Origin of the sequence: Photorhabdus akhurstii, assembly GCF_018448925.1 — a bacterium.
Classification (GTDB): domain Bacteria; phylum Pseudomonadota; class Gammaproteobacteria; order Enterobacterales; family Enterobacteriaceae; genus Photorhabdus; species Photorhabdus akhurstii.
Genome location: NZ_RCWE01000037.1, coordinates 15136 through 36924 on the forward strand (window position 1 = coordinate 15136; position 21789 = coordinate 36924).

Below are 21789 nucleotides of genomic sequence, written 5' to 3' on the forward strand. Positions count from 1 at the left end.
AATGATAAAAGCTGATTGTTTGCTCTCTTTTTGCCCGGAATTTGTGTGGTTGTTCATCTTAGGCTGATTTTTGTTAACTTAACGCACCATTTTTGCGACATAAGGCAATAGCTAAAACATCTTCTGCCAGCAGTTTTGCCGTAGCGATGTCATCAATATCCCGTTTGACCAGTAGCTTACTCAGGCAACCTTCCAGAATCAGTTCCATCTGTTTAGCAACGAGTTCGCAATCTTCAATATCCAGTTGGTGTAGTAGCTCGGTGGTGTAACGGGAAGAGCTCTGTTTTTGTAATTCAGCTAATTGATGAATAGGGTGGTCAGATTCAGGGAATTCGCTACAGGCCGCGATAAATAGGCAACCTGGGTAGCGCTTCTCTTTTACTTTTTCATCAAGGGCGGCATAACGAGCTAGTAGCTTCTCTTCTGGTGTCAGATTTTCATCCAGTAATATTTGTCGCTGCCAGACTTCAATCTGTTGGCTGTGATAACGTAGGCAGTCATAAAGCAGAGCTTCCCGATCAGGCCAGAATTGCTTGAGATATTCGATATCCATGTTAAGTGAGCCAAAAAGTATCTCAGTTGTGATGGATAAGCCATGTTGCTCCAGTAAGTTTAAGGCATGATTAAGAACTTGTTCTCGTTGCACGGTATTCTCCTTCTGAATCATTTTGGCAGATGTTGCAAATGCTCGTTAAAGCGGGTTGCATCCATAAAACCATTTATCCGTGAATCGGGGATCTCTTTTCCCTGGGAATCAAAAAACAGAATGGTCGGTAATCCCCGAACGCTCAGTTTTTCTAAAAGCTGTTTCTGCTGCGGGCTGTGATTCGTGACATTGGCCTGTAACAGTAAGGTATCCCGCAGTTGTGACTGAACTTGTGGATCGCTGAATGTATATTTTTCAAATTCTTTACAAGCGGTACACCAGTCAGCATAGAAATCAAGCATAATGGTTTTATGGCTGTTTTGTGTCATTATTTGTTCTAATTCCTGCCAGTTATTTATCTGACGGAAGTTGAGGCTGTGTTGCGATTGTTGGGTAACTGTTGTACCCCAAAACCAATCCTGCAATGGACGGGTAGCTATCAGCATCAGAATCAACAATATCAGTTGCATAACTCGTACCCAACCGTTTTGGCTTCTAATCGTCAGAGCAAATCCCCATCCCAGGAAACTGACGGCCAGCAGGCTCCATAATCGTATTCCCCAAGTATCACCGATAACTCTTTCCAGCAGGAAAACGGGTAGCGCGAGGATAATGAAGCCAAAAGCTTCTTTAACATACTGCATCCAAGGCCCACTGCGTGGCAGGAGTTTATGACCAAACAGGGTGACGACAATGAGCGGTAATCCCATGCCCAAAGCGTAAAGATAAAGGGTTAGGCCACCTGCCACAGTATTACCACTTTGAGCAATGTAGAGCAAAATAGCGCTTAAAGGCGCGGTAGTACAAGGGGAGCAAATTAATCCCGCTAACGCCCCCATAGCGAATACACCGAGAAGTGAACCGCTTTTTTGCTGGTTGCTCCAGTTGACTAAGCGTGTCTGAACAGTGGAAGGCAGTTGCAGAGAATAGAGGCCGAACATTGATAGTGCTAGCAGAATAAACAATACGGATAAGCCAATCAGTACATACGGATGTTGCAGTGCGGCTTGAAATTGTAGACCCGCAGCCGCTACAACCAATCCAAGTAATGTGTAGGTGATCGCCATGCCTTGAACATAGCTTAGCGCTAACCAAAATATCTGTTTTAGGCTCTTAGGGCGTTGGCTGCCAAGAATAATGCTGGAAATCAATGGATACATCGGCAGTACACAAGGTGTAAAGGCGATACCGATGCCAATCAGAATTGCCCAGAGTGGTGAGAAAGGTAAATGTTGTTGATCATTTGATGCGCTTTCTGGTGTTTTCTGAACAGGTTCAGTCGGTGTTGAGTCAGTTGTTTTTGATGGAACAACAGCACTCAATGGGACAATGCGGGTTTCCGGTGGATAGCAATATCCAGCGGCGGCGCAGCCTTGATAGGTGACAACGATATTGGAATTTTTGTTCGCCTCTGTAACAGGAACATTGACGATAAGTTGTTGGAAATAAACTTCGGTTTCACCAAAAAACTCATCTCGATGAGCTGTACCTTGTGGCAACGTGATTTTACCCAGTGTGGCCTGTTGCGGCTCAATATGAAGTTGTTTGCGATAAAGGTAATAACCCGGTTTGATCTGCCAGTCTAACGTCAATTTGTCGCCTTTTTGCTGAAAATCAAACATGAATGCCTGATCTACTGGCAAATATGGATTTTGCCCCGGTTGTTCAAACAGCGAATTCGCTGCCGTTGAGGTAAAGAGGGTGCTGCAAAGCAGCAAAAATAGCATCAGAGTACGTTTAATCATAAAGATAATGATCGCTAATTAAATGAAATAGATTCAGCACTATAACCTAAGGCTGTCAGACCAGAAAGTGCTCTGGTTAAGATTAGAGCAGCAATCGAAGGTTTTCAGCGAAAATAGATCGTTTGGGAGAGGGGAGTCAGGGGCGGTATACGCCCCTGGATTAAGTGGTTATTGGCAGCCGGAATTAGAGGATCATACTGCCAAATAGGAAACCGAAGGCCACAGCTAGAGCAACTCCAATGGTGCCGGGGATAAAGAATGGATGATTAAATACAAAACGGCCGATACGGGTAGTGCCGGTGTCATCCATCTGAACCGCGGCAACCAAGGTTGGATAGGTAGGAAGAATAAACAACCCAGAAACCGCGGAGAAAGAGGCGATGGCTGTCAATGGTGTGACGTTCAGAGCCAAAGCCATCGGCATCAATGCTTTTGCGGTTGCCGCCTGAGAATAGAGTAGGGCGGAACAGAAGAAGAAAATAATCGCTAGCAACCAAGGTTGAGAGTGGATTAAGTCTCCGGCAGTGTCTTTAATCCAATCCATGTTCGCTTGTACAAAAGTATCTCCTAGCCATGCAACACCGAGAATACAGATACATGCGCTCATACCCGCCTTAAAGGTACTGGAGTTCAGGATAGCGTCAGTATCAACTGAACAGAACATCGTCGTGATAGTTGCGACACTCAACATAATGATCAGAATAGCGTGAGTGGTGTTCATCAGAGGTTCTTCAATCAGGCCGATGCTTGGACTATTGACGATAGCATAAATAACAACACTGATAACACCTGACAGGAATAACAGAACGGAAGCTTTAGCTTTTGGTTTAACTTCAATTTGTTTGCTGCCACGCAGAGTTACTAGATTGTCTTCCAGACGTTTTAAGTAAACGGGATCATCAGACAGCTTGGAATTGAACGCCCAAGAGATGATGAAAGACATCAGAATGATAGCGGCGAAAGTGGATGGTAATAGCACCATTAACAGATGGATATAGCTGACGCCGTGGCCTTCCATCAGAGAAGACATATAAACGACCGCCGCGGAAATGGGGGAGGCGGTGATGCCAATTTGGGCCGCTACAACCGCCGTCGAAAGTGGACGGCATGGCTTAATGCCTTGCTCTTTCGCAACTTCAGTAATAACGGGCAATGCTGACAGAGAGATGTTACCTGTACCTGCAAACAGTGTCAGGAAATAGGTAACGATAGGTGCGAGTATCGTGATGTATTTTGGATTTTTACGCAGCAGTTTTTCAGTTTGCTGAACCAGATAATCCAGACCACCGGCAACCTGCATTGCAGAGATAGCAGCGATAACTGCCATAATGATGGAAATAACATCAAATGGGATATGCCCTGGTTTAACGCCAATTGCAGCCAGCACCAGAACGCCAAGACCACCGGCAAATCCAATGCCAATTCCCCCTAATCTTGCACCCAGGAAGATGGCCAGCAGAACGATAATCAATTCTACGGCTAACATAATAGTGACTCCTTGAAATAATTAAAAATTTGAAAATTTTAGGTTAATACTTTGTGCATGTAGGGAAGTAAAAAGGCACGCTATCCAGTTGGAGTTGCGTGCCTTGTTGCTAAGAGCTATTTTTTATTATATTCAACAACTTAATCGTCAAAACGTTTTGCCTTGTAAGATGGGCATTTTAGGTTCTCTACAGAGAAGATGTCATCCAATTGAGTTTCGGTCAGTAAGCCTCGTTCCAGCACGACTTCACGAACACTTTTACCGGTTTCAGCACAAATTTTACCAACAATGTCACCATTGTGGTGACCGATGAATGGGTTCAGATATGTCACGATACCGATCGAGTTGAATACGAAATTTTCGCAAACTTCTTTGTTAGCCGTGATGCCATTAACGCATTTTTCTACCAGGTTGCGGCAAGCGTTGCTTAGCAGGGAGATAGATTCAAACATGGCCTGACCGATAGCAGGTTCCATTACATTGAGCTGTAACTGGCCTGCTTCGGACGCCATAGTAACACAAATATCGTTACCAATAACTTTGAAGCAAACCTGATTCACAACTTCTGGAATAACCGGGTTCACTTTTGCCGGCATAATAGAAGAGCCTGCCTGTAATTCTGGTAGGTTGATTTCATTCAGGCCAGCACGAGGGCCAGAAGAGAGCAAACGCAGGTCATTACAAATTTTAGACAGTTTGACAGCCAGGCGCTTCAGAGCACCGTGGACCATAACGTAAGCCCCACAGTCAGAGGTGGCTTCAATCAGGTCTTCGGCTGGTACGCAAGGTAAACCTGAAACTTCCGCCAGTTTTTCAACCGCCAATTTCTGATAACCTGGTGCTGTATTCAAGCGGGTACCGATAGCAGTAGCGCCAAGGTTAACTTCCAGCAGTAATTCAGAGGTTCGGTTTAGGTTTTTAACTTCCTCTTTCAGCAGGATAGAGAATGCGTTGAATTCCTGCCCCAGCGTCATAGGAACAGCATCCTGTAACTGGGTACGACCCATTTTTAGGATATCGCTGAATTCTCTCGCTTTTTTATCGAAGCCCGCAATTAACAGTTCAATAGACTCGATCAGTTTCAGGATGGAGTTATAAACTGCAATACGGAAACCGGTTGGGTAGGCGTCGTTAGTTGATTGGCTTTTATTCAAGTGGTCATTAGGATTCAGGTACTCATATTCGCCTTTTTTATGGCCTAACAGTTCCAGACCAATGTTTGCCAGAACCTCATTGGTATTCATGTTGAGTGAAGTACCGGCGCCGCCCTGAAACACATCGACCGGAAACTGATCCATGCATTTGCCGGTATGGAGCACTTCGTCACATGCTTTGATGATGATGTCTGCAATCTTTTTAGGAATCGTTTGCAGTTCTTTGTTAGCTAAGGCTGCGGCTTTTTTTACCATCACCATGCCACGGATAAATTCGGGTACATCATTAATGGTGTTGTTACTGATATGGAAGTTTTCAATCGCACGTAAGGTGTGAATACCATAATAGGCTTCAGCAGGGACTTCTCGTTTACCTAACAGGTCTTCTTCGATACGAATGTTGTTTGACATGAGAACCTTCTTATTAGATGACGTTTTTACTGTCTAATTATGCGTTCATTAAATCATTATGTTGCCAACAGCAATAGTTATGATATGAACTTTTTATCACCGGATTGCCCACGTGATCATATGCTGGTTAGCAATAAATGCATTGAATCTGGATCACTTTATAGTGGTATTTGTTTAGTCTGATTTGATATATGTGATATTTATCACAATTGCGTGTTTAATTAGCAAAATTTTCAGAGGATTGAAAACGATAACTGTGACCCCAATTATATCTTTAATAAACTAAAAAACATTAATTTGGTTGTCCCTTGGATTTTGTTGATATGATTTATTCAGGATACAACCCGTTCATCCAAATCAATTGAAGGAGCACCAAGTGCGTTGGTTGCCATTTATCCTGATATTTTTGCTTGTCTACATTGAGTCAACCTTATTTGTGCGCGTTGCCTCCGAACTAGGTGTGCTGTTAACTCTGTTACTGGTGTTGTTTACTTCTTGTGTTGGTATCTCTTTGGTTCGCAGTCAGGGCATAAAGAATTTTCTCCAGATCCAGCAGAAGCTGGTTAACGGCGAGAGTCCGGCCGCAGAAATGATAAAAAGCGTTTCTCTTTTACTGGCGGGTTTCCTGTTAGTCCTTCCCGGCTTTTTTACGGATTTCCTTGGATTGCTGTTGTTACTGCCAGCGGTTCAAAAAACATTAGTGATGAAACTGATGCCACATATCAATTTCTATCGTCCTCATAATAGCGGTGGGTTTAGACGAGATAGTAATACTTTCGAGGGTGAATATGAGCGTAAGCAGGATAACGCCTCCCGTACGTTGAAAGATAGTAAACCCGATGATGACGAGCATAAGCCTCATTGATAAGCGGTAATTTTCTGAATGTTTAGTTTAATCATCGGTTTTTTTCTGTGGGCAAGAAAAAAGTAAAATATTTTTTTGCCTGCCCTTGAAGTATCATAAATAAGTCCCCATTTAATTTATTATGATACTGGTTTAATGAAAGCATGCTGGTATCAATCCTCTTACCTGATATGGACTTTCTTATAGGAGAGCTATCAATGAATATTCGTCCATTGCATGATCGTGTAATCGTCAAGCGTAAAGAAGTTGAATCAAAATCTGCTGGCGGTATTGTGCTGACTGGCACTGCTGCGGGTAAATCCACTCGTGGCGAAGTCCTGGCTGTGGGCAATGGCCGCATCCTTGAAAACGGTGATGTAAAAGCACTGTGTGTGAAAGTTGGAGATATCGTTATTTTTAACGATGGTTACGGTGTTAAGTCAGAGAAGATCGACAACGAAGAAGTGTTGATCATGTCTGAAAGCGACATTCTGGCAATTGTTGAAGCGTAATTGTTGCGCTTAGATCTTCTTAACTGAACGAATTTAAAGGAAAGAAACAATGGCAGCTAAAGACGTAAAATTTGGTAGCGACGCTCGCGTTAAGATGCTACGTGGTGTGAATATTCTTGCTGATGCAGTAAAAGTAACCCTGGGTCCTAAAGGCCGTAACGTTGTGCTGGATAAATCTTTCGGTGCTCCTGCAATCACTAAAGACGGCGTTTCCGTAGCTCGTGAAATTGAACTGGAAGACAAGTTCGAAAACATGGGTGCTCAGATGGTGAAAGAAGTTGCCTCTAAAGCGAATGATGCTGCGGGCGACGGCACAACAACAGCAACTGTATTGGCTCAGTCTATTGTTACTGAAGGTCTGAAAGCCGTAGCCGCTGGTATGAACCCAATGGATCTGAAACGCGGTATTGATAAAGCCGTGGTTGCAGCAGTGGCAGAACTGAAAAAGCTGTCCGTACCTTGCTCAGATTCCACCTCTATTGCTCAGGTAGGTACTATCTCCGCGAATTCCGACGAAACTGTGGGTAAATTGATCGCAGAAGCGATGGATAAAGTCGGTAAAGAAGGTGTAATCACCGTTGAAGAAGGTACTGGCCTGGAAGACGAGTTGGATGTCGTTGAAGGTATGCAGTTTGACCGCGGTTACCTCTCTCCTTATTTCATCAACAAACCAGAAAACGGTTCTGTTGAATTAGAAAACCCATATATTCTTCTGGTAGATAAAAAAATCTCCAACATCCGTGAACTGTTGCCAGTTCTGGAAGGTGTAGCTAAAGCAAGCAAGCCTTTGCTGATTATTGCGGAAGATGTTGAAGGTGAAGCACTGGCTACTCTGGTTGTTAACACCATGCGTGGCATCGTTAAAGTTGCTGCGGTTAAAGCGCCTGGCTTCGGTGACCGTCGTAAAGCTATGCTGCAAGATATCGCTGTCTTGACTAACGGTAATGTTATTTCTGAAGAGATTGGTCTGGAGTTGGAAAAAGCAACTCTGGAAGATTTGGGTCAGGCAAAACGTATCGTTATCAACAAAGATACCACCACCATTATTGATGGCGTTGGTGAAGAAGTTGCAATTGCAGGCCGTGTTTCTCAGATCAATCAGCAGATCAAAGAGTCCACTTCTGATTATGACCGTGAAAAACTGCAAGAGCGTGTAGCTAAACTGGCTGGCGGTGTTGCTGTTATTAAAGTTGGTGCTGCAACAGAAGTTGAGATGAAAGAAAAACGTGCTCGCGTTGACGATGCTCTGCATGCAACTCGCGCAGCAGTAGAAGAAGGCGTGGTAGCTGGTGGTGGTGTTGCACTGGTTCGCGTTGCGGCTGCTATTGCTGGTCTGAAAGGCGATAATGAAGATCAAAACGTAGGTATCCGTGTTGCAATGCGCGCAATGGAAGCTCCTCTGCGTCAGATCGTTGACAACGCAGGTGAAGAGCCATCTGTTATCGCAAACAGCGTGAAAGCAGGTGAAGGCAACTACGGTTATAACGCAACGACTGAACAGTATGGCGATATGATCGCAATGGGTATTCTGGACCCAACCAAAGTAACCCGTTCTGCACTGCAATTCGCAGCATCTATCGCTGGCCTGATGATCACTACTGAATGTATGATCACTGATATGCCTAAAGATGATAAAGCTGATTTAGGTGCCGCAGGTGGTATGGGTGGCATGGGCGGTATGGGCGGCATGATGTAGTGCGACGAGAGTCGCGTAGGTAGCTAGCCTAGCGGGCTACGTCCCTGTGAGTACTATCCTGAATAGGTAGTACTCACTCCCAACCCGCACTAATTAGCACAAATATAATAAATGTCCGATGTTCCGGGCTTTAAACTCTCCCGGAACATCGGTTCTTCGCTAAGCGAAGAACTAACGTCTGGGTAGTGGCTTAAAGCCAGTATCCCCTTAAACTTACAAATGAAATAACTGTTATAAATATTTGAAATTTATCAAATATATTAACTGTAATGAATTTTGTAACGTCCAAAAAGATACACGCTGAAGCAAACTAAAATCCGGTTTGTCATGAAGCGGGGTTAATATCGTCTTTATTAGTTTTGCGCACTAGCACCTACCGGTGTGAAGCTGTGCTAATGATTGTCTGACTGTGCTTGTTCATTTAAGTACAGAAGCAGACCTGTTATGCAACTAACAGTAGCCTAGGGACAGTGCGTCACCAGTAATGGTGGGGTGCCAAGCGTCCTGACAATGTACTCCCTGAATTTCAGGTATTGTTTCGCCGTGAGGTGAATAATAGATTTCACCAGTAGCAGGTGGATGAGAGGCTAGGCTGGATTATAAGGTTAACGTTAAGTGAACTGCTAAAAAGCACCGTCAGCCGCAAGCAGCATAAGCTACTGATATGCTGTGACCAAAAGGTATAAGGTCGGCTATTCCTCTTACATCTGGGAATACGTTGCCATCAGACCTTCGGTGTATTGGCAGAACCTAAGTGATTCATGTCATCAGCATGGAACTCGGTAAGCCCGTATTTTTGCCCTTGTGGCAGGTAAGTCGTAAGACGAACTGTGAAAAATGCGGGTAAAGGAGGTCGGAGAAAGCGAATGTCATTCTGTAATGGAATGGATAAGGGGTTAAATGTTCCTCTACCGGAAACGGGGCAGACTTCCGACTGGTCTTTAATCGTGTGAAGGCTTGTAAAGCGTTCTAAAGTACATAAGAAACTAGGTGAAGTGGGTTACCACTCACTTACCCCTACGGGAGTAGATAATTCTTCCGTAGGGGAGAAATTTATCTACTGCTCATCAGGGATTCTTTTTTCTAAGATACTGAGGAGAGTAGCAAGATGAGTACTGAAATTAACGTACCTGCATTCTCCAACCAAACGCTAAGCTGGCATACCATTAATTGGTATCAGGTAACGCGACAGGTTAGAGAGCTACAGGTTCGAATCGCGAAGGCGACGAAAGAGCAGCGTTGGCGTAAAGTTAAAACTTTACAGCGAATGTTGACTCGCTCGTTTGCTGCCAAAGTATTGGCTGTCAAACGAGTCACTGAAAATCGAGGTAAGAAAACGGCTGGTGTTGATGGGGAGTTGTGGAACACACCTGAAACTAAATGGCAGGCAATAAATCGACTGAAACGGACAGGTTATAAGCCTAAGCCACTACGTCGAGTTTATATTCCTAAAGCCAATGGTAAGTTACGTCCTCTGGGCATACCTACCATGCTAGATCGGGCAATGCAGGCACTCTACTTATTGGCTCTTGAACCGGTAGCAGAGACAACCGCAGACCGAAATAGCTATGGATTCCGTCCCATGCGCTCTACGGCAGATGCGATTGAGCAATGTTTTGTTAATCTCAGTCGAAAAACATCTTCTGAATGGGTCATGGAAGGTGATATTAAGGGGTGTTTTGACAACATTGATCATGAATGGTTACTTGCCAATATCCTGTTGGACAAACAAGTACTCAGGAAATGGTTAAAATCGGGATTCATGGAGTCCAACCGTCTGTTTCCGACCGAGGCAGGAACTCCGCAAGGGGGGATTATCTCACCAGTGCTGGCTAATATGGCGCTGGATGGGCTGGAAAAGGTACTCGAAACCCATTTTGGGAAGAAAAATACCAAATCCAGTTATAAGACCAAGGTCAATTATGTGCGTTACGCAGATGATTTCATTATTACGGGTATCTCGAAAGAGTTGCTTGAGAATGAAATCAAGCCATTAGTTGAAGCCTTTATGGCCGAGCGAGGGTTGCAATTATCACCAGAAAAAACGGTGATCACGCATATTGCAGATGGATTCGATTTTCTGGGGCAGAACTTACGCAAGTATCACGGCAAGATGTTAATCAAGCCAAGTAAGAAGAACTTGCGAAATCATCTCCAGAAACTTCGAGGCATAGTCAGAAGTAATCTGATGGTCAGGCAAGATGTACTGATCCGCTTGCTCAATCCGGTTTTACGCGGTTGGGCAAACTATCATCGTCATGTTGTGGCTAAAGAAACATTTGGCTATGTGGATTATCGTGTCTGGAAGCTCCTATGGCGTTGGTGCTGTCGTAAGCATCAGAACCGTAATAAACGCTGGGTGAAGGATAAATACTTTCATACAGTTAGCGGTGAGCAGTGGGTATTCCAGAGTGTCGATACGCAGGGCAAGTTAGCTCGATTGCTCAGAAGTAAAGACATCCCGATTAAGCGGCATATCAAAATAAAATCGGAGGCTAATCTCTACGATCGCAATGATGAGTTGTATTTCGAACAGCGCCAGATTAAGTACTGGAAGGAAAACAAACTTTATCTCCGAAAATTGCGAACGATCTGGGAACGCCAAAGATATCGATGTTCTGTCTGCGGACAAATGTTTAAGAATGATGAAGATTGGGATATCCATCACATAATTCGACGAACAGATGGAGGCGGAGACGAAATTGATAATTTGGTAATGTTGCACCCTAATTGCCACAGACAGTTCCATAATAAATATTTTAATTAACACTTGAATTCCACCATCACTATACAGATATGAATAAATGCTACCCTACACATCGTGAATGTATAGGAAGTACGTTAATTCATTAAATCTGATAGAGGCAAAGGACGAAATGAAAGTTAAGAACATAGTAGGAACTGAAGATAACAATTGCTCTTGTGGTAGTTGGTTAGAACATTGGCTAACTTACTCTGGGAATAAGTCACTACCTGGTTTTTGTAGTGAAATATCTTGTACAAATAAACCTGAAGTTGGTGCTCATATAATTAAAGTGGGATCAACTGATAGTGATTGGTACATTGTTCCGCTCTGTAAAGCGCATAACAAAAAGAGTGATGAGTTTGAAATTGTTAAAATCAACTTAGCACTAGCCTCAAAAAAGAAAACATGTGGCTAACGTCGTCGGCCCAAACATTAGTTTGAGCTTATAAAGGCTTGAGCCGTATGCAGGGAAACTTGCACGTACGGTTCTTAGGGGGCGGCGGTGCAGTAATGTACTGCTGCTACCCGACATAGTCGCGTAGGTAGCTAGCCTGGTGGGTTACGTCCATAGTGGGTGCTAACTAAAGTTGTACTCATTACCTTCCCGCCGAAATAGCATTTGATAAAATCCGATATTCGGGCTGAGTTTAAGCCCGGATATCGGTTTCTGTTTTACTCAGTGATTGGTTTATTAGGATAGCTGGAAGACTTTCCCGTCAATCCTGTTTTTGCTGACACCCCGATGAATGGCGCAAGAGCTGCTCTTGTTATAACGTTCTCTTCTCCTGTTTCTCTCCTCAGCACTATCCAGTGTGTCATGCTCGTGATCAAAAGTTTGGGCAATACAGTTCTGTTCTGTACCTGTGTGAAGCTATGACTTTTTGACATCCTCTGAAGGACGGGGTTTTACGGCGCATCGGATAAAGTGACTAGCCCTTTTTATCAGCTTAAAAGGCGACTTGATGTTTCACTATCTTGCTCGTCAACAACATCAATCCTAATGCTGCATCAATAAGCAAAATTCTCACCTAAATTTCAGATAGGAATTAACGACATTCGATCAGGTTGATCCGTAGGCATTGACCACAAACACGCAACGGGCTAAGTAATAAAGGTGGTTTGGAATGGGATAAATTCTTAAGCAAAAAAATATTTCCTTAAGTTTAGAAAAAATGAGCATATTAGACTAAAATTCATTTATTCATAGGACTTTGGAAAATAATTCAAATATCTATGCACAAATTTAATCGATCTACAGAAATGGCTGTGTTCGTTCAGGTAATTGAGTCGGCGAGTCTCTCTGCCGCTGCTCGCAAGCTCGACATGACGCCATCAGCAGTCAGTAAGCTTATTAATCGACTGGAGATGCGACTTGGTGTACGGCTGTTGAATAGAACAACACGTAAACTTCAATTAACGGCTGAGGGTTCTGTTTTCTATGAGCGTAGTGTCAGGATTTTGGAGGACATCATAGCCGCAGAACAAGAGGCAAATCAGGGAACAGCACCGCGTGGACGTATACGTGTGAATTGTCATGTTGCCTTTGGAAAACATTGCTTGATGCCTATATTACCGGACTTCCTGCAATGCTACCCGGAGATCACGCTCGACATCTCGTTATGTGACTTGGTAGTGGATTTACTTGATGATCATAGCGATGTGGCAATTCGTACTGGTCCCCCTCTGGACGACTCATGTCTCATGGTGCGCCGGTTGGGGTCAAGTCGAATGGTTGTGGTAGGATCTCCTTCATACCTTGAAAGAGTAGGGATGCCTGCTACGCCTGGCGATCTAGGGCGCTACAATCGACTTGGTTTTGGTTTCACCCGCCATGTGAAAGCGTGGCCTTTCATCGGTTCGGAAGAGTGGGTGCAACAATTGCCTTCAGGGAACTTGTTACTTGGTGATGGAGAAACCATGCGTAAAGCCGCAATAGCAGGACTTGGCTTAGCACGACTGGCCTGTTTCCATGTGAATGCTGATATTCAGGCTGGTTTGCTGCTACCTGTACTTGAGAACTATAATCCTGGCGATAAGGAAGAAATATATGCCGTTTTTGTCGGCACAGGCAGGCAACCTCCATCACGAGTACGGGTATTTCTCGACTATCTAGCAGAGTACATCCATATTGGTGATGGATGGTAATAACCATGAAATTGGTACCACGAAAATATTTGATCGAGTGTTATCGTGGTATCAATGGAATATCTGTATTCAAATTGAATCCGTGTTAAAAAGACATAGTTATTTATATATAATAAAATCCACATGAAATTAAGATGAGTATAATTGCTAAATCATCTTAATAAGTGTAATTTTTGCTAAATATAACATCAGATAATTACTTAATAAAAGATTGTTGTGAGATATTACCAATTTAAAACTGTTGATAGATGTTCTAATGGTATTTTTGACGAGATGGTTTAAGTTTAATATCATTCGCAACATCGGAATTGAATTTATCAGATAAAAAACAAGCACAAATATGCTAATAGGAAATATATGTCGGATTATTATAAGCTTATCCAAGACACTTTTAGGAGTTAAAGAATCGGTTAAATGTTTACATTATACTTTTAATATTGCAGATTGATTTTTTAAATTAATAGAGATGTAGGAAAATTTATAATCCATATTAGTTTTGGTACTTGTAATATCGTGAATGATTTATCAGGTCATTAATATAATGGATAAAAGATTTTTTTGGGATATAACTAATGGGATAATTAATGAATTACCTTTTTATGGGAAAAGTAACTTATTGAGCTTATTCGTGTTATTTATTCGGTTATTTTCCCTATTTTTTTACTGAATTCATCTTGGTATAAAAGATTTTTGGCCTAAACATTCTACCTTAAGGATACTTTATTAAATTATTTTTTGCGATATTGGCACACAACAAGGTATATTGATGATTAATTGTCGAATTTACAACAATGAGTGAGGAAAAACATGCGAATTAAAGTTTTGCTCAGCGCTTCAGTGTTGCTACTGCTGGCAGGGTGTACGACCACCAACCAATTAACTTCTGGAGGTTCACAGGTTCTTTTTGTTGACATTAAGCCCGATAGCGAGTGTCAGTTATTAGGTGAAGTAACAGGTACACAAAGCAATTGGATGACTGGTGTAAGTAATGAAAGTAGCTCGATGCGTGGGGCAGCCAATGATTTACGCAATAAAGCCGCAGTCATGGGGGGAAATGTGATTTATGGAGTCACCAGTCCGAGTGAAAGTCTGTTATCGAGCTTTGCTCCACTGGATAGTAAAATGATTGGTCAGGTCTATAAATGCCAGTAATGGCATTCAGGATTTGAATGATATGCCCGGCTGAAAAGTATCCGGGCATGAATTTTTTGTTAATTTTGCCTTAATCCCAAATCAAGAGGTGTCTTACTCGGTTCTCCGCCGATTTCCCTTGCCAGACGAGGTACTAAGTAACCTGAAATTTTTGTCAGTAATTCTCGAATAAGCTCCCTGGCTTCTTCATCGCTGACCATAAAGTGGGCTGCTCCTTGTACTTTATCCAGCACATGAATGTAATAAGGCAGAATGCCTGCATCAAACAGAGCATTGCTCAAATCAGCCAGAGTATCAGAATGATTATTGACACCGCGTAACAGCACACTTTGATTTAATAACGTGATACCTGCTTGTTTCAGCAATATCATGCTGTTCCGTAAGGATTGGTCGATCTCATTAGCATGATTGATATGTGTCACCATGAGCACCTGTAGTCTTGATTGTGCCAGCCGATCACAAAGTGTTGTTGTGATCCGGGCAGGAATAACCACAGGCAGACGAGTATGAATACGTAGTCGTTTGATATGGGAAATTTTTTCCAGATTGCTAATCAACCAATCAAGTTCGTGATCTTTTGCCATTAAAGGATCGCCGCCAGAGAAGATAATCTCATCAAGTTCAGGATGTTGCTGAATGTAATCTAACGCTTGTTGCCAATTGCGTTTATTACCTTTGTTATCTTCGTATGGGAAATGACGGCGGAAGCAATAACGGCAGTTAACCGCACATCCTCCTTTAACCAGCAATAGTGCACGATTACGGTATTTATGTAATAGACCGGGGACAGCACTGCGTTGTTCATCCAGAGGATCGGTAGAAAAACCAGGTGTAAGTGTAAATTCTTCTGGTGTCGTTATGACCTGAAGCAATAGCGGATCATCAGGATCGTTTACTTGCATACGTGCAACAAAAGCCCTAGGTACCCGTAGTGGAAACAGGCGACGTGCGTCACTCCCCTTACTCAATGTCGGGTGTTCATCTAAAGATAATAATTGTAATAATTCATCAGGGTCGGTAATAACATCTGTAAGTTGTTTCAACCAGTCTTCTCTGATGATGATCTTTGGGGTTATAATGTGCGCCATTTTTTGGCTAAGCCATTTTGTTTAGAAAGAGGATCTCCATGGCTACTTATAGTACCAATGAATTCCGTTCAGGTCTTAAAATCATGTTAGATGGCGAGCCGTGCGCTATTCTTGAAAGTGAATTCGTGAAGCCGGGTAAAGGTCAGGCGTTTGCCCGTGTTCGTATTCGTAAGCTGATTTCCGGTAAACTGCTGGAAAAGACCTTTAAGTCTACTGACTCTGTAGAATCTGCCGACGTGATGGATATGAACCTGACTTACCTGTATAACGATGGTGAGTTTTGGCACTTTATGAATAACGAAACCTTCGAGCAATTAGCTGCTGATGAAAAAGCAGTTGGCGATAATGCGAAATGGTTAGTAGAACAAGCTGAGTGTATCCTGACGTTGTGGAATGGTCAGCCTATCTCTGTGACTCCGCCAAACTTTGTTGAATTAGAAATTACTGATACTGATCCAGGTCTGAAAGGTGATACCGCAGGTACGGGTGGTAAACCAGCAACTTTGAGCACTGGTGCGGTAGTTAAAGTACCTCTGTTCGTTCAAATCGGTGAAGTGATTAAAGTGGATACCCGTTCTGGTGAATACGTTTCTCGCGTAAAATAATTACCCCGACTGTATTCGATAAAAGCCGCAGTTCTGGAAGCAGACTGTGGTTTTTCTTTATTGGTGATAATACCGGGCATGGCTATTTTGTCTTTTAAGCTCACGATATTGTGTTATTGATACTGCAATTTTACACGACTATAATTCATCTCTGTTTCTAATGGTTATCCGGGACGACCTGGATATACTGCCGTTTTTTGGGGACGACTCCACAACTATATATGGGGCGTTGATATGTCCTGGTTTGTTCTTGTTATTGCTGGTTTATTCGAAGTCGTCTGGGCGGTTGGCCTGAAATATACTCATGGTTTCACCCGGTTGATACCGAGCCTTATTACAGCCGGTGCTGTGGCGCTCAGTATGGGGTTGCTTGCTTATGCGATGAAAGGCTTGCCAATAGGTACAGCTTATGCGGTGTGGACTGGAATAGGCGCAGTGGGTACTGCCATTTTTGGCATTATAGTGTTCGGTGAATCTGCAAGTTTTGCCCGGATTCTAAGTTTTGTTCTGATTATCGCCGGTATTATCGGTTTGAAATTGTCCAGTTAATATTGAACTGCACTCCAAAGGCTTCACATTTTGGCAGTGCAGCTTCTATATGGGATATTCTTTATCAAGAAATACCGACTTTTTGTAGTGCTTCTGCACGTTTCGTGCATTTGTGCATAGATCTTTACGCTATCAAAAAGGGTTGGTAGCGTGAATTAGTGACGTATTTGCTCCAGTTCATTCTGGCTTAGTCCGGTAGTTTTCATCACTGTTTCACGATCGATGCCAAGATCCAGCAGTGAACGGGCAATTTTCAATGCCGCTAGTTTTTCACCTTCCAGACGCCCTTTCTGTTCTAATTTCTGTGCAATGGTCATTAGTACCTCCTCATACTTCGGCACCTGCTTTGCCAGTTGCCGGATAAACCCTTCCGGATCAGCCGTATCGCCTGCCTGTAACAGATAGTTTAGCACGCTTTTTAACTGCTCATCCGTATAGTAATCGTACGCCAGCAGTATTACCAGCTCTTGCAATAGCTCCGAGATGTCTCGCTGTCGGATATGTTTTTGTACCATCTCCAGCAGGGCGACCCGTTTGTGCGTCAGTATTTCATCATCAGGGATAACCGTGAGGTCCACCAGTGGGAATGCATTGGAGTAGATTTCTGCTGCCAACGTCGGAGTATCAAAGCAGTCGAGCCAGTTGGTACTCCACGGATATGGCCGCGTTTTCCCGTGGTAAAACAATATTGGGATCACCAGCGGTAATTTCTTATGTCCTTGCTCTAAATGCCGCTGCATTGCTGAAATACTGTAACGCATCAGCCGGAACGCCATCATTTTGTCTGGGGAACTCTGGTGTTCAATTACACAATACACATAACCGTCACCTTGCACCGTTTTCAGGGAATAGAGGATATCGGAATAGTGTGCTCGCAAATCCTCTTCAATAAACGACCCAGGTTCCAGCCGGAGTGTATCGAGATCACATACTGCCTGTAATGCCGCCGACAAATGTATCTCCAGAAAATCCTTGGCTGTTTCAACATGACTTAAAAACTGCTTAAAAACGGCATCATGTGGCGTTGGTGTATTTTTTCTTTTCATGGGTGAATGGTAGCATACTTTCTTTTATATTGAAGGAATATTAGGCAAAGGAACTATCACTTCCGCCTATGCTTTTTTCACTTGTGTAGTTTTTCCTTTCGTGAATCAAAAGCAGGAGAATTTCGGAGAAATGAATATATCTTGGATGATAGCTTGAATAAGTTAAAGGCTGGACAAACCAGCCTTTAAAGATATTTTCCTGCGTAAACAGATGTGAGGGTAGGTTTTTGACAACATTGATCAGGGTAAAGAGTATTTATAACTTCAGCTCGTTGCTGTTCGACTACAACGTAAAAACCCCAATAATCGCGACAACACTCAGAATCGCGGCCAGGCCGTAGAAAATCCATTTACTTGCAGGAATATGAATTTTCAGGTCATGCATACCGTGGTGGATACGGTGTGAACCACACCATAGCGGTAGAATAATCATCAGTAATAGGAAAGCACGACCAATAAAACTCTGGCAGAAAGCCAGAATTCGTGTGTAGCTTAATGCTTCTGGTGCTACTCCCAATGGTAAAAGGATTGCTACCAATAAAATAATGGCAGGGGCTACAATTGCGCCCCACATACCACCGGCGCCAAATAATCCCCAAAAAATCGGTTCATCGGAACGTTTAGGTATTTGATTCATTAGATCCTCCTTGAGGTTAAAATAAGGCTATACCTAATATAATCATGGTGGCGATAATAGTGACGGCCCATAGTAGTTTGATTACTGGCCCAGCTCCCATTTTTTCGCCTTTTATCACTATGTTAGCTGCCTTCGGCGCTAGCTCAAACCAAGTTTTAGTATGCAGCAGAGCACCTAGCAGGGTGATGATATTAATCAGCAGAATGACAGGGTTTTTCAGGAACGTGACAAATTCATCCCAGCTTTGTGCGCCGCCTTTTAGAGCGAATAGACCGTATATCAATAAGATACTGAACCACATAGTCGTCACTGCGGTACTTTCACGTAGAATATAGAAGCGGTAAAAGCTCAGTTTCTGCCACCAGTTGGGAGCCATGCTGCGAATATAAGGTTTACGTTTAGTCGTCATTACTCTCTTCCTCCCCCTTATTGTGGTTTTAGCATGGCGATCATGAAATCTTTCGCGCTTTCGATCTTGCCTTGTTGGATAGCCGCGGCTGGATCGACATGTTTCGGACAGACCTCAGAACAGTAACCAACGAATGTACAGCTCCATACCCCATTCTGGCTGTTAAGTTGGGGCATACGCTTCTTCTTACCGTGGTCGCGGTTGTCGAGGTTGTAACGATGAGCTAGCGTGATTGCCGCCGGGCCGATAAATTCAGGGTTCAGACCAAACTGAGGGCAAGCGGCATAACATAAGCCACAGTTAATACAGCCGGAAAATTGATGATATTTCGCCATCTGGGCTGGAGTTTGAATATTTGGGCCTTCAATAGGTTTACGGTCATTCCCGATGATGTATGGTTTGATAGCTTCCAGGCTTTCAATGAAGTGGGTCATGTCCACTACCAGGTCACGCTCAATAGGGAAGTTAGCTAGCGCTTCAACTCTCATCCCTTGAGGATAATCACGCAGGAAGGTTTTACAGGCCAGCTTCGGCACGCGGTTAACCATCATGCCGCAAGAGCCACAGATAGCCATACGGCAAGACCAGCGGTAAGAGAGGTCGGGAGCGAGATTGTCTTTAATGTAACCTAGGGCGTCAAGTAGAGAAGTTTGCTCATCATAAGGAATTTCATAGGCTATAAAATGGGGTTTATGGTCACTTTCTGGGTTATAGCGCATGACCTCCACTCTCAGGGTGTTCATATCAACCATTCTCCTGCTCCTTATATTTTTTCTCTTGTGCTGCGGCTTCACCGCCATATACACGTTTCGAGGGTGTGGATTTGGTGATTTTCACATCGCTGTATTCTAGGTGAGGGACATCTCCAGAGTTATAGAAAGCGAGCGTATGTTTTAGGAAGTTTTCATCATCACGTTCGGTACAACTTTTATCCAGACGTTGATGAGCGCCACGGGACTCTTTACGGTTTATCGCTGAATGAATCATACATTCAGCCACATCCAAGCCAAAGCCAAGCTCAATGGTGTACAGTAGATCCGTGTTGAACACATTGGTGTTATCGGTGATTTTCACTCGTTTGAAGCGATCTTTTAATTCGGCAATCTTATCGATCGTTTTTAGCATGAGTTCAGGGGTGCGATAGATACCGCAGCCTTCTTCCATCGAAATCCCCATTTCATCACGGATCTTCGACCAACTTTCCGTCCCTTCCTGTTTCAGTAAGTTGTTCAAACGTGCGACTACATCACGTGCCTGGGCGTCTAATGGGCGGTCATTAACGGGTTTGGTTTGTTGAACATGTTTTACAGCTTCTTCACCGGCCAGACGGCCAAAGACCACTAATTCAGCCAGAGAATTGGAACCAAGGCGGTTTGCGCCATGCAGGCCGACAGAAGAACATTCACCGACAGCGAACAACCCTTTAATGCGAGTTTCACATTTCTGGTCAGTTTCGATACCGCCCATTGTGTAATGTGCCGTAGGTCGGACCGGAATGGGTTCTTTAACGGGATCAACGCCGACATACGCTTTTGCCAGTTCACAGATGAAGGGCAAGCGTTCAAGCAATTTCTTCTCTCCCAAATGGCGGAGATCAAGATAAACCACATCGCCACGTGGAGTTGAAATAGTACGACCGGCACGCCATTCATGCCAAAAAGCTTGAGAAACTTTGTCACGAGGACCTAGTTCCATATATTTGTTTTCAGGTTTGCCTAATGGAGTCTCAGGGCCGAGGCCATAATCTTGTAAATAGCGGTAGCCATCTTTGTTGACCAGAATTCCGCCTTCACCACGACAACCTTCTGTCATTAGGATACCTGAGCCTGGCAAACCGGTTGGATGATACTGAACAAATTCCATATCACGCAGTGGTACGCCGTGACGGAATGCCATGCCCATACCATCACCGGTCACGATACCGCCGTTGGTATTGTAACGGTATACACGGCCTGCACCACCGGTTGCCATAATAACGGCATTGGCTCTTATCTGAATTCTGGCGCCTTCCATCATATTTAGTGCAACCAGACCGCATGCTTGCCCTTCGTCCACCAGAATATCAAGGACAAAATGTTCATCAAAGCGCTGGATTTGAGGGTACTTAAGGGAAGTCTGGAATAGCGTATGCAGCATGTGGAAGCCAGTTTTATCCGCAGCGAACCAAGTACGCTCTATTTTCATACCACCAAAACGACGCACATTGACGGAACCATCTTCTCTACGACTCCACGGGCAGCCCCACTGCTCTAGCTGGATCATTTCTGTCGGGCAATGTTCGACGAAATATTCAACAACATCTTGCTCACATAACCAGTCGCCACCGGATACTGTGTCGTTGAAATGGAAGTCATAGGAGTCGTGAGCTTGGGTGACTGCGGCTGATCCACCTTCCGCTGCCACCGTGTGGCTACGCATTGGGTAAACTTTTGAGATCAGAGCAATCTTCATTTGAGGATTAGCTTCAGCGGCGGCAATTGCGGCACGTAGACCAGCGCCTCCGGCTCCGATAATAGCGAGATCGGCATTAAAAATTTGCACTGTGCTTCTCCATTATTTAAGTTAAATTAATTAATAAGCAAAATCGTCGTAACTTTCCTAAATGTTGTTGTTATTGTTTCTTATATCGCAAGATTTTGTAGATAAAATCTTGTGCTTTAACGATTAAGGACAGCTATTTATCACTATTTGTATTGGATTAAGTATAGCGATTTCCAAGTGAGATAAATTTGATATGAAAGGGTATTATTGTCAGATTTAGCAAAATCCGCCGTAAACCCTCGCCCAGTGCGAGGGTGTCGCAAAAGGCGTGTATTATCCGTTAAGATCTGCGTACTTCTTTTAAGCGCAGATCTTTTATGACCTTATTCATTCGAAAACGGGAACCTTCCCTTCATACCGGACGTCAGTTTGTCAAA

The 21789-nt window shown here is 43.6% G+C and carries 19 protein-coding genes; 9 read left to right on the forward strand and 10 right to left on the reverse strand.

From position 1 onward, the window contains the following. Positions 1 to 73: 73 nt before the first annotated feature. From dicD to aspA, 4 genes are all read right to left on the reverse strand, one after another. Positions 74 to 646, reverse strand: coding sequence for a division control transcriptional repressor DicD (dicD, locus tag EAE93_RS22210; protein WP_105398412.1), 573 nt, complete (start codon positions 644 to 646; stop codon positions 74 to 76). A gap of 17 nt (positions 647 to 663) precedes the next feature. Beyond that, complete coding sequence (locus EAE93_RS22215; protein ID WP_214040600.1) at positions 664 to 2391, reverse strand: protein-disulfide reductase DsbD; 1728 nt, start codon at positions 2389 to 2391, stop codon at positions 664 to 666. A 184-nt stretch (positions 2392 to 2575) separates the two neighbouring features. After that, complete coding sequence (locus EAE93_RS22220; protein WP_110086402.1) at positions 2576 to 3877, reverse strand: anaerobic C4-dicarboxylate transporter; 1302 nt, start codon at positions 3875 to 3877, stop codon at positions 2576 to 2578. A 140-nt stretch (positions 3878 to 4017) separates the two neighbouring features. Next, a complete protein-coding gene (gene aspA / locus EAE93_RS22225) occupies positions 4018 to 5442 on the reverse strand; it encodes an aspartate ammonia-lyase (protein WP_110086403.1) in 1425 nt (474 codons plus the stop codon). 376 nt (positions 5443 to 5818) lie between these two features. Between aspA and EAE93_RS22230 the strand changes: the two genes are divergently transcribed. The 7 genes from EAE93_RS22230 (at position 5819) to EAE93_RS22260 (ending at position 14537) form a co-directional block, all read left to right on the forward strand. Further along, a complete protein-coding gene (locus EAE93_RS22230) occupies positions 5819 to 6307 on the forward strand; it encodes an FxsA family protein (protein ID WP_036809432.1) in 489 nt (162 codons plus the stop codon). A 197-nt stretch (positions 6308 to 6504) separates the two neighbouring features. Beyond that, the gene (locus EAE93_RS22235; protein WP_036809429.1) at positions 6505 to 6798 is read left to right on the forward strand and encodes a co-chaperone GroES; all 294 of its coding nucleotides are present in this window, start codon (positions 6505 to 6507) and stop codon (positions 6796 to 6798) included. Positions 6799 to 6847: 49 nt separating this feature from the next. Then, positions 6848 to 8494, forward strand: a complete 1647-nt coding sequence (gene groL, locus EAE93_RS22240) for a chaperonin GroEL (RefSeq protein WP_036809426.1) — start codon at positions 6848 to 6850, stop codon at positions 8492 to 8494. Between the two features lie 1108 nt (positions 8495 to 9602). Beyond that, entirely contained in the window at positions 9603 to 11261 is a 1659-nt protein-coding gene (ltrA, locus tag EAE93_RS22245; protein WP_214040601.1) for a group II intron reverse transcriptase/maturase, read from the forward strand. Positions 11262 to 11370: 109 nt separating this feature from the next. Then, positions 11371 to 11655 (forward strand): hypothetical protein, encoded by a 285-nt coding sequence (locus EAE93_RS22250; RefSeq protein WP_214040602.1) that lies wholly within the window; start codon positions 11371 to 11373, stop codon positions 11653 to 11655. 845 nt (positions 11656 to 12500) lie between these two features. Beyond that, positions 12501 to 13385 carry a LysR family transcriptional regulator gene (locus EAE93_RS22255; RefSeq protein ID WP_235200956.1) on the forward strand — a complete coding sequence of 295 codons (885 nt, stop codon included), beginning with the start codon at positions 12501 to 12503 and terminating at the stop codon, positions 13383 to 13385. An 807-nt stretch (positions 13386 to 14192) separates the two neighbouring features. Next, complete coding sequence (locus EAE93_RS22260) at positions 14193 to 14537, forward strand: DUF4156 domain-containing protein (protein WP_036776064.1); 345 nt, start codon at positions 14193 to 14195, stop codon at positions 14535 to 14537. A gap of 59 nt (positions 14538 to 14596) precedes the next feature. Here the strand turns inward: EAE93_RS22260 and epmB are convergent, their stop codons facing one another. Continuing rightward, positions 14597 to 15625, reverse strand: coding sequence for an EF-P beta-lysylation protein EpmB (gene epmB, locus EAE93_RS22265; protein WP_036809420.1), 1029 nt, complete (start codon positions 15623 to 15625; stop codon positions 14597 to 14599). Positions 15626 to 15663: 38 nt separating this feature from the next. Here epmB and efp point away from each other — a divergent pair, with 38 nt between their 5' ends. After that, positions 15664 to 16230: an elongation factor P gene (efp, locus tag EAE93_RS22270; RefSeq protein WP_036776062.1), complete on the forward strand. Its 567-nt coding sequence runs from the start codon at positions 15664 to 15666 to the stop codon at positions 16228 to 16230. Positions 16231 to 16464: 234 nt separating this feature from the next. Continuing rightward, the gene (gene sugE, locus EAE93_RS22275) at positions 16465 to 16779 is read left to right on the forward strand and encodes a quaternary ammonium compound efflux SMR transporter SugE (protein ID WP_036776061.1); all 315 of its coding nucleotides are present in this window, start codon (positions 16465 to 16467) and stop codon (positions 16777 to 16779) included. 155 nt (positions 16780 to 16934) lie between these two features. Here the strand turns inward: sugE and EAE93_RS22280 are convergent, their stop codons facing one another. The 5 genes from EAE93_RS22280 to frdA form a co-directional block, all read right to left on the reverse strand. Beyond that, positions 16935 to 17825, reverse strand: a complete 891-nt coding sequence (locus EAE93_RS22280) for an Rpn family recombination-promoting nuclease/putative transposase (RefSeq protein ID WP_036776060.1) — start codon at positions 17823 to 17825, stop codon at positions 16935 to 16937. Between the two features lie 283 nt (positions 17826 to 18108). Next, complete coding sequence (gene frdD, locus EAE93_RS22285; protein WP_036809414.1) at positions 18109 to 18462, reverse strand: fumarate reductase subunit FrdD; 354 nt, start codon at positions 18460 to 18462, stop codon at positions 18109 to 18111. Between the two features lie 16 nt (positions 18463 to 18478). After that, positions 18479 to 18871 carry a fumarate reductase subunit FrdC gene (frdC, locus tag EAE93_RS22290; protein WP_036809411.1) on the reverse strand — a complete coding sequence of 131 codons (393 nt, stop codon included), beginning with the start codon at positions 18869 to 18871 and terminating at the stop codon, positions 18479 to 18481. 17 nt (positions 18872 to 18888) lie between these two features. After that, positions 18889 to 19623: a succinate dehydrogenase/fumarate reductase iron-sulfur subunit gene (locus tag EAE93_RS22295; protein ID WP_036776056.1), complete on the reverse strand. Its 735-nt coding sequence runs from the start codon at positions 19621 to 19623 to the stop codon at positions 18889 to 18891. Next, positions 19616 to 21412 carry a fumarate reductase (quinol) flavoprotein subunit gene (gene frdA, locus EAE93_RS22300; protein WP_036809408.1) on the reverse strand — a complete coding sequence of 599 codons (1797 nt, stop codon included), beginning with the start codon at positions 21410 to 21412 and terminating at the stop codon, positions 19616 to 19618. The genes EAE93_RS22295 and frdA overlap by 8 nt, the downstream gene beginning before the upstream one ends. Between the last annotated feature and the right edge of the window lie 377 nt (positions 21413 to 21789).

What these genes read in the sequence shown, in the direction of transcription:
- EAE93_RS22215 (WP_214040600.1), bottom strand. Translation starts at nt 2,391, where the DNA reads ATGATTAAACGTACTCTGATGCTATTTTTGCTGCTTTGCAGCACCCTC.
- EAE93_RS22220 (WP_110086402.1), bottom strand. Translation starts at nt 3,877, where the DNA reads ATGTTAGCCGTAGAATTGATTATCGTTCTGCTGGCCATCTTCCTGGGT.
- aspA (WP_110086403.1), bottom strand. Translation starts at nt 5,442, where the DNA reads ATGTCAAACAACATTCGTATCGAAGAAGACCTGTTAGGTAAACGAGAA.
- EAE93_RS22235 (WP_036809429.1), top strand. Translation starts at nt 6,505, where the DNA reads ATGAATATTCGTCCATTGCATGATCGTGTAATCGTCAAGCGTAAAGAA.
- groL (WP_036809426.1), top strand. Translation starts at nt 6,848, where the DNA reads ATGGCAGCTAAAGACGTAAAATTTGGTAGCGACGCTCGCGTTAAGATG.
- ltrA (WP_214040601.1), top strand. Translation starts at nt 9,603, where the DNA reads ATGAGTACTGAAATTAACGTACCTGCATTCTCCAACCAAACGCTAAGC.
- EAE93_RS22250 (WP_214040602.1), top strand. Translation starts at nt 11,371, where the DNA reads ATGAAAGTTAAGAACATAGTAGGAACTGAAGATAACAATTGCTCTTGT.
- EAE93_RS22255 (WP_235200956.1), top strand. Translation starts at nt 12,501, where the DNA reads ATGGCTGTGTTCGTTCAGGTAATTGAGTCGGCGAGTCTCTCTGCCGCT.
- EAE93_RS22260 (WP_036776064.1), top strand. Translation starts at nt 14,193, where the DNA reads ATGCGAATTAAAGTTTTGCTCAGCGCTTCAGTGTTGCTACTGCTGGCA.
- epmB (WP_036809420.1), bottom strand. Translation starts at nt 15,625, where the DNA reads ATGGCGCACATTATAACCCCAAAGATCATCATCAGAGAAGACTGGTTG.
- efp (WP_036776062.1), top strand. Translation starts at nt 15,664, where the DNA reads ATGGCTACTTATAGTACCAATGAATTCCGTTCAGGTCTTAAAATCATG.
- sugE (WP_036776061.1), top strand. Translation starts at nt 16,465, where the DNA reads ATGTCCTGGTTTGTTCTTGTTATTGCTGGTTTATTCGAAGTCGTCTGG.
- EAE93_RS22280 (WP_036776060.1), bottom strand. Translation starts at nt 17,825, where the DNA reads ATGAAAAGAAAAAATACACCAACGCCACATGATGCCGTTTTTAAGCAG.
- frdD (WP_036809414.1), bottom strand. Translation starts at nt 18,462, where the DNA reads ATGAATCAAATACCTAAACGTTCCGATGAACCGATTTTTTGGGGATTA.
- frdC (WP_036809411.1), bottom strand. Translation starts at nt 18,871, where the DNA reads ATGACGACTAAACGTAAACCTTATATTCGCAGCATGGCTCCCAACTGG.
- EAE93_RS22295 (WP_036776056.1), bottom strand. Translation starts at nt 19,623, where the DNA reads ATGGTTGATATGAACACCCTGAGAGTGGAGGTCATGCGCTATAACCCA.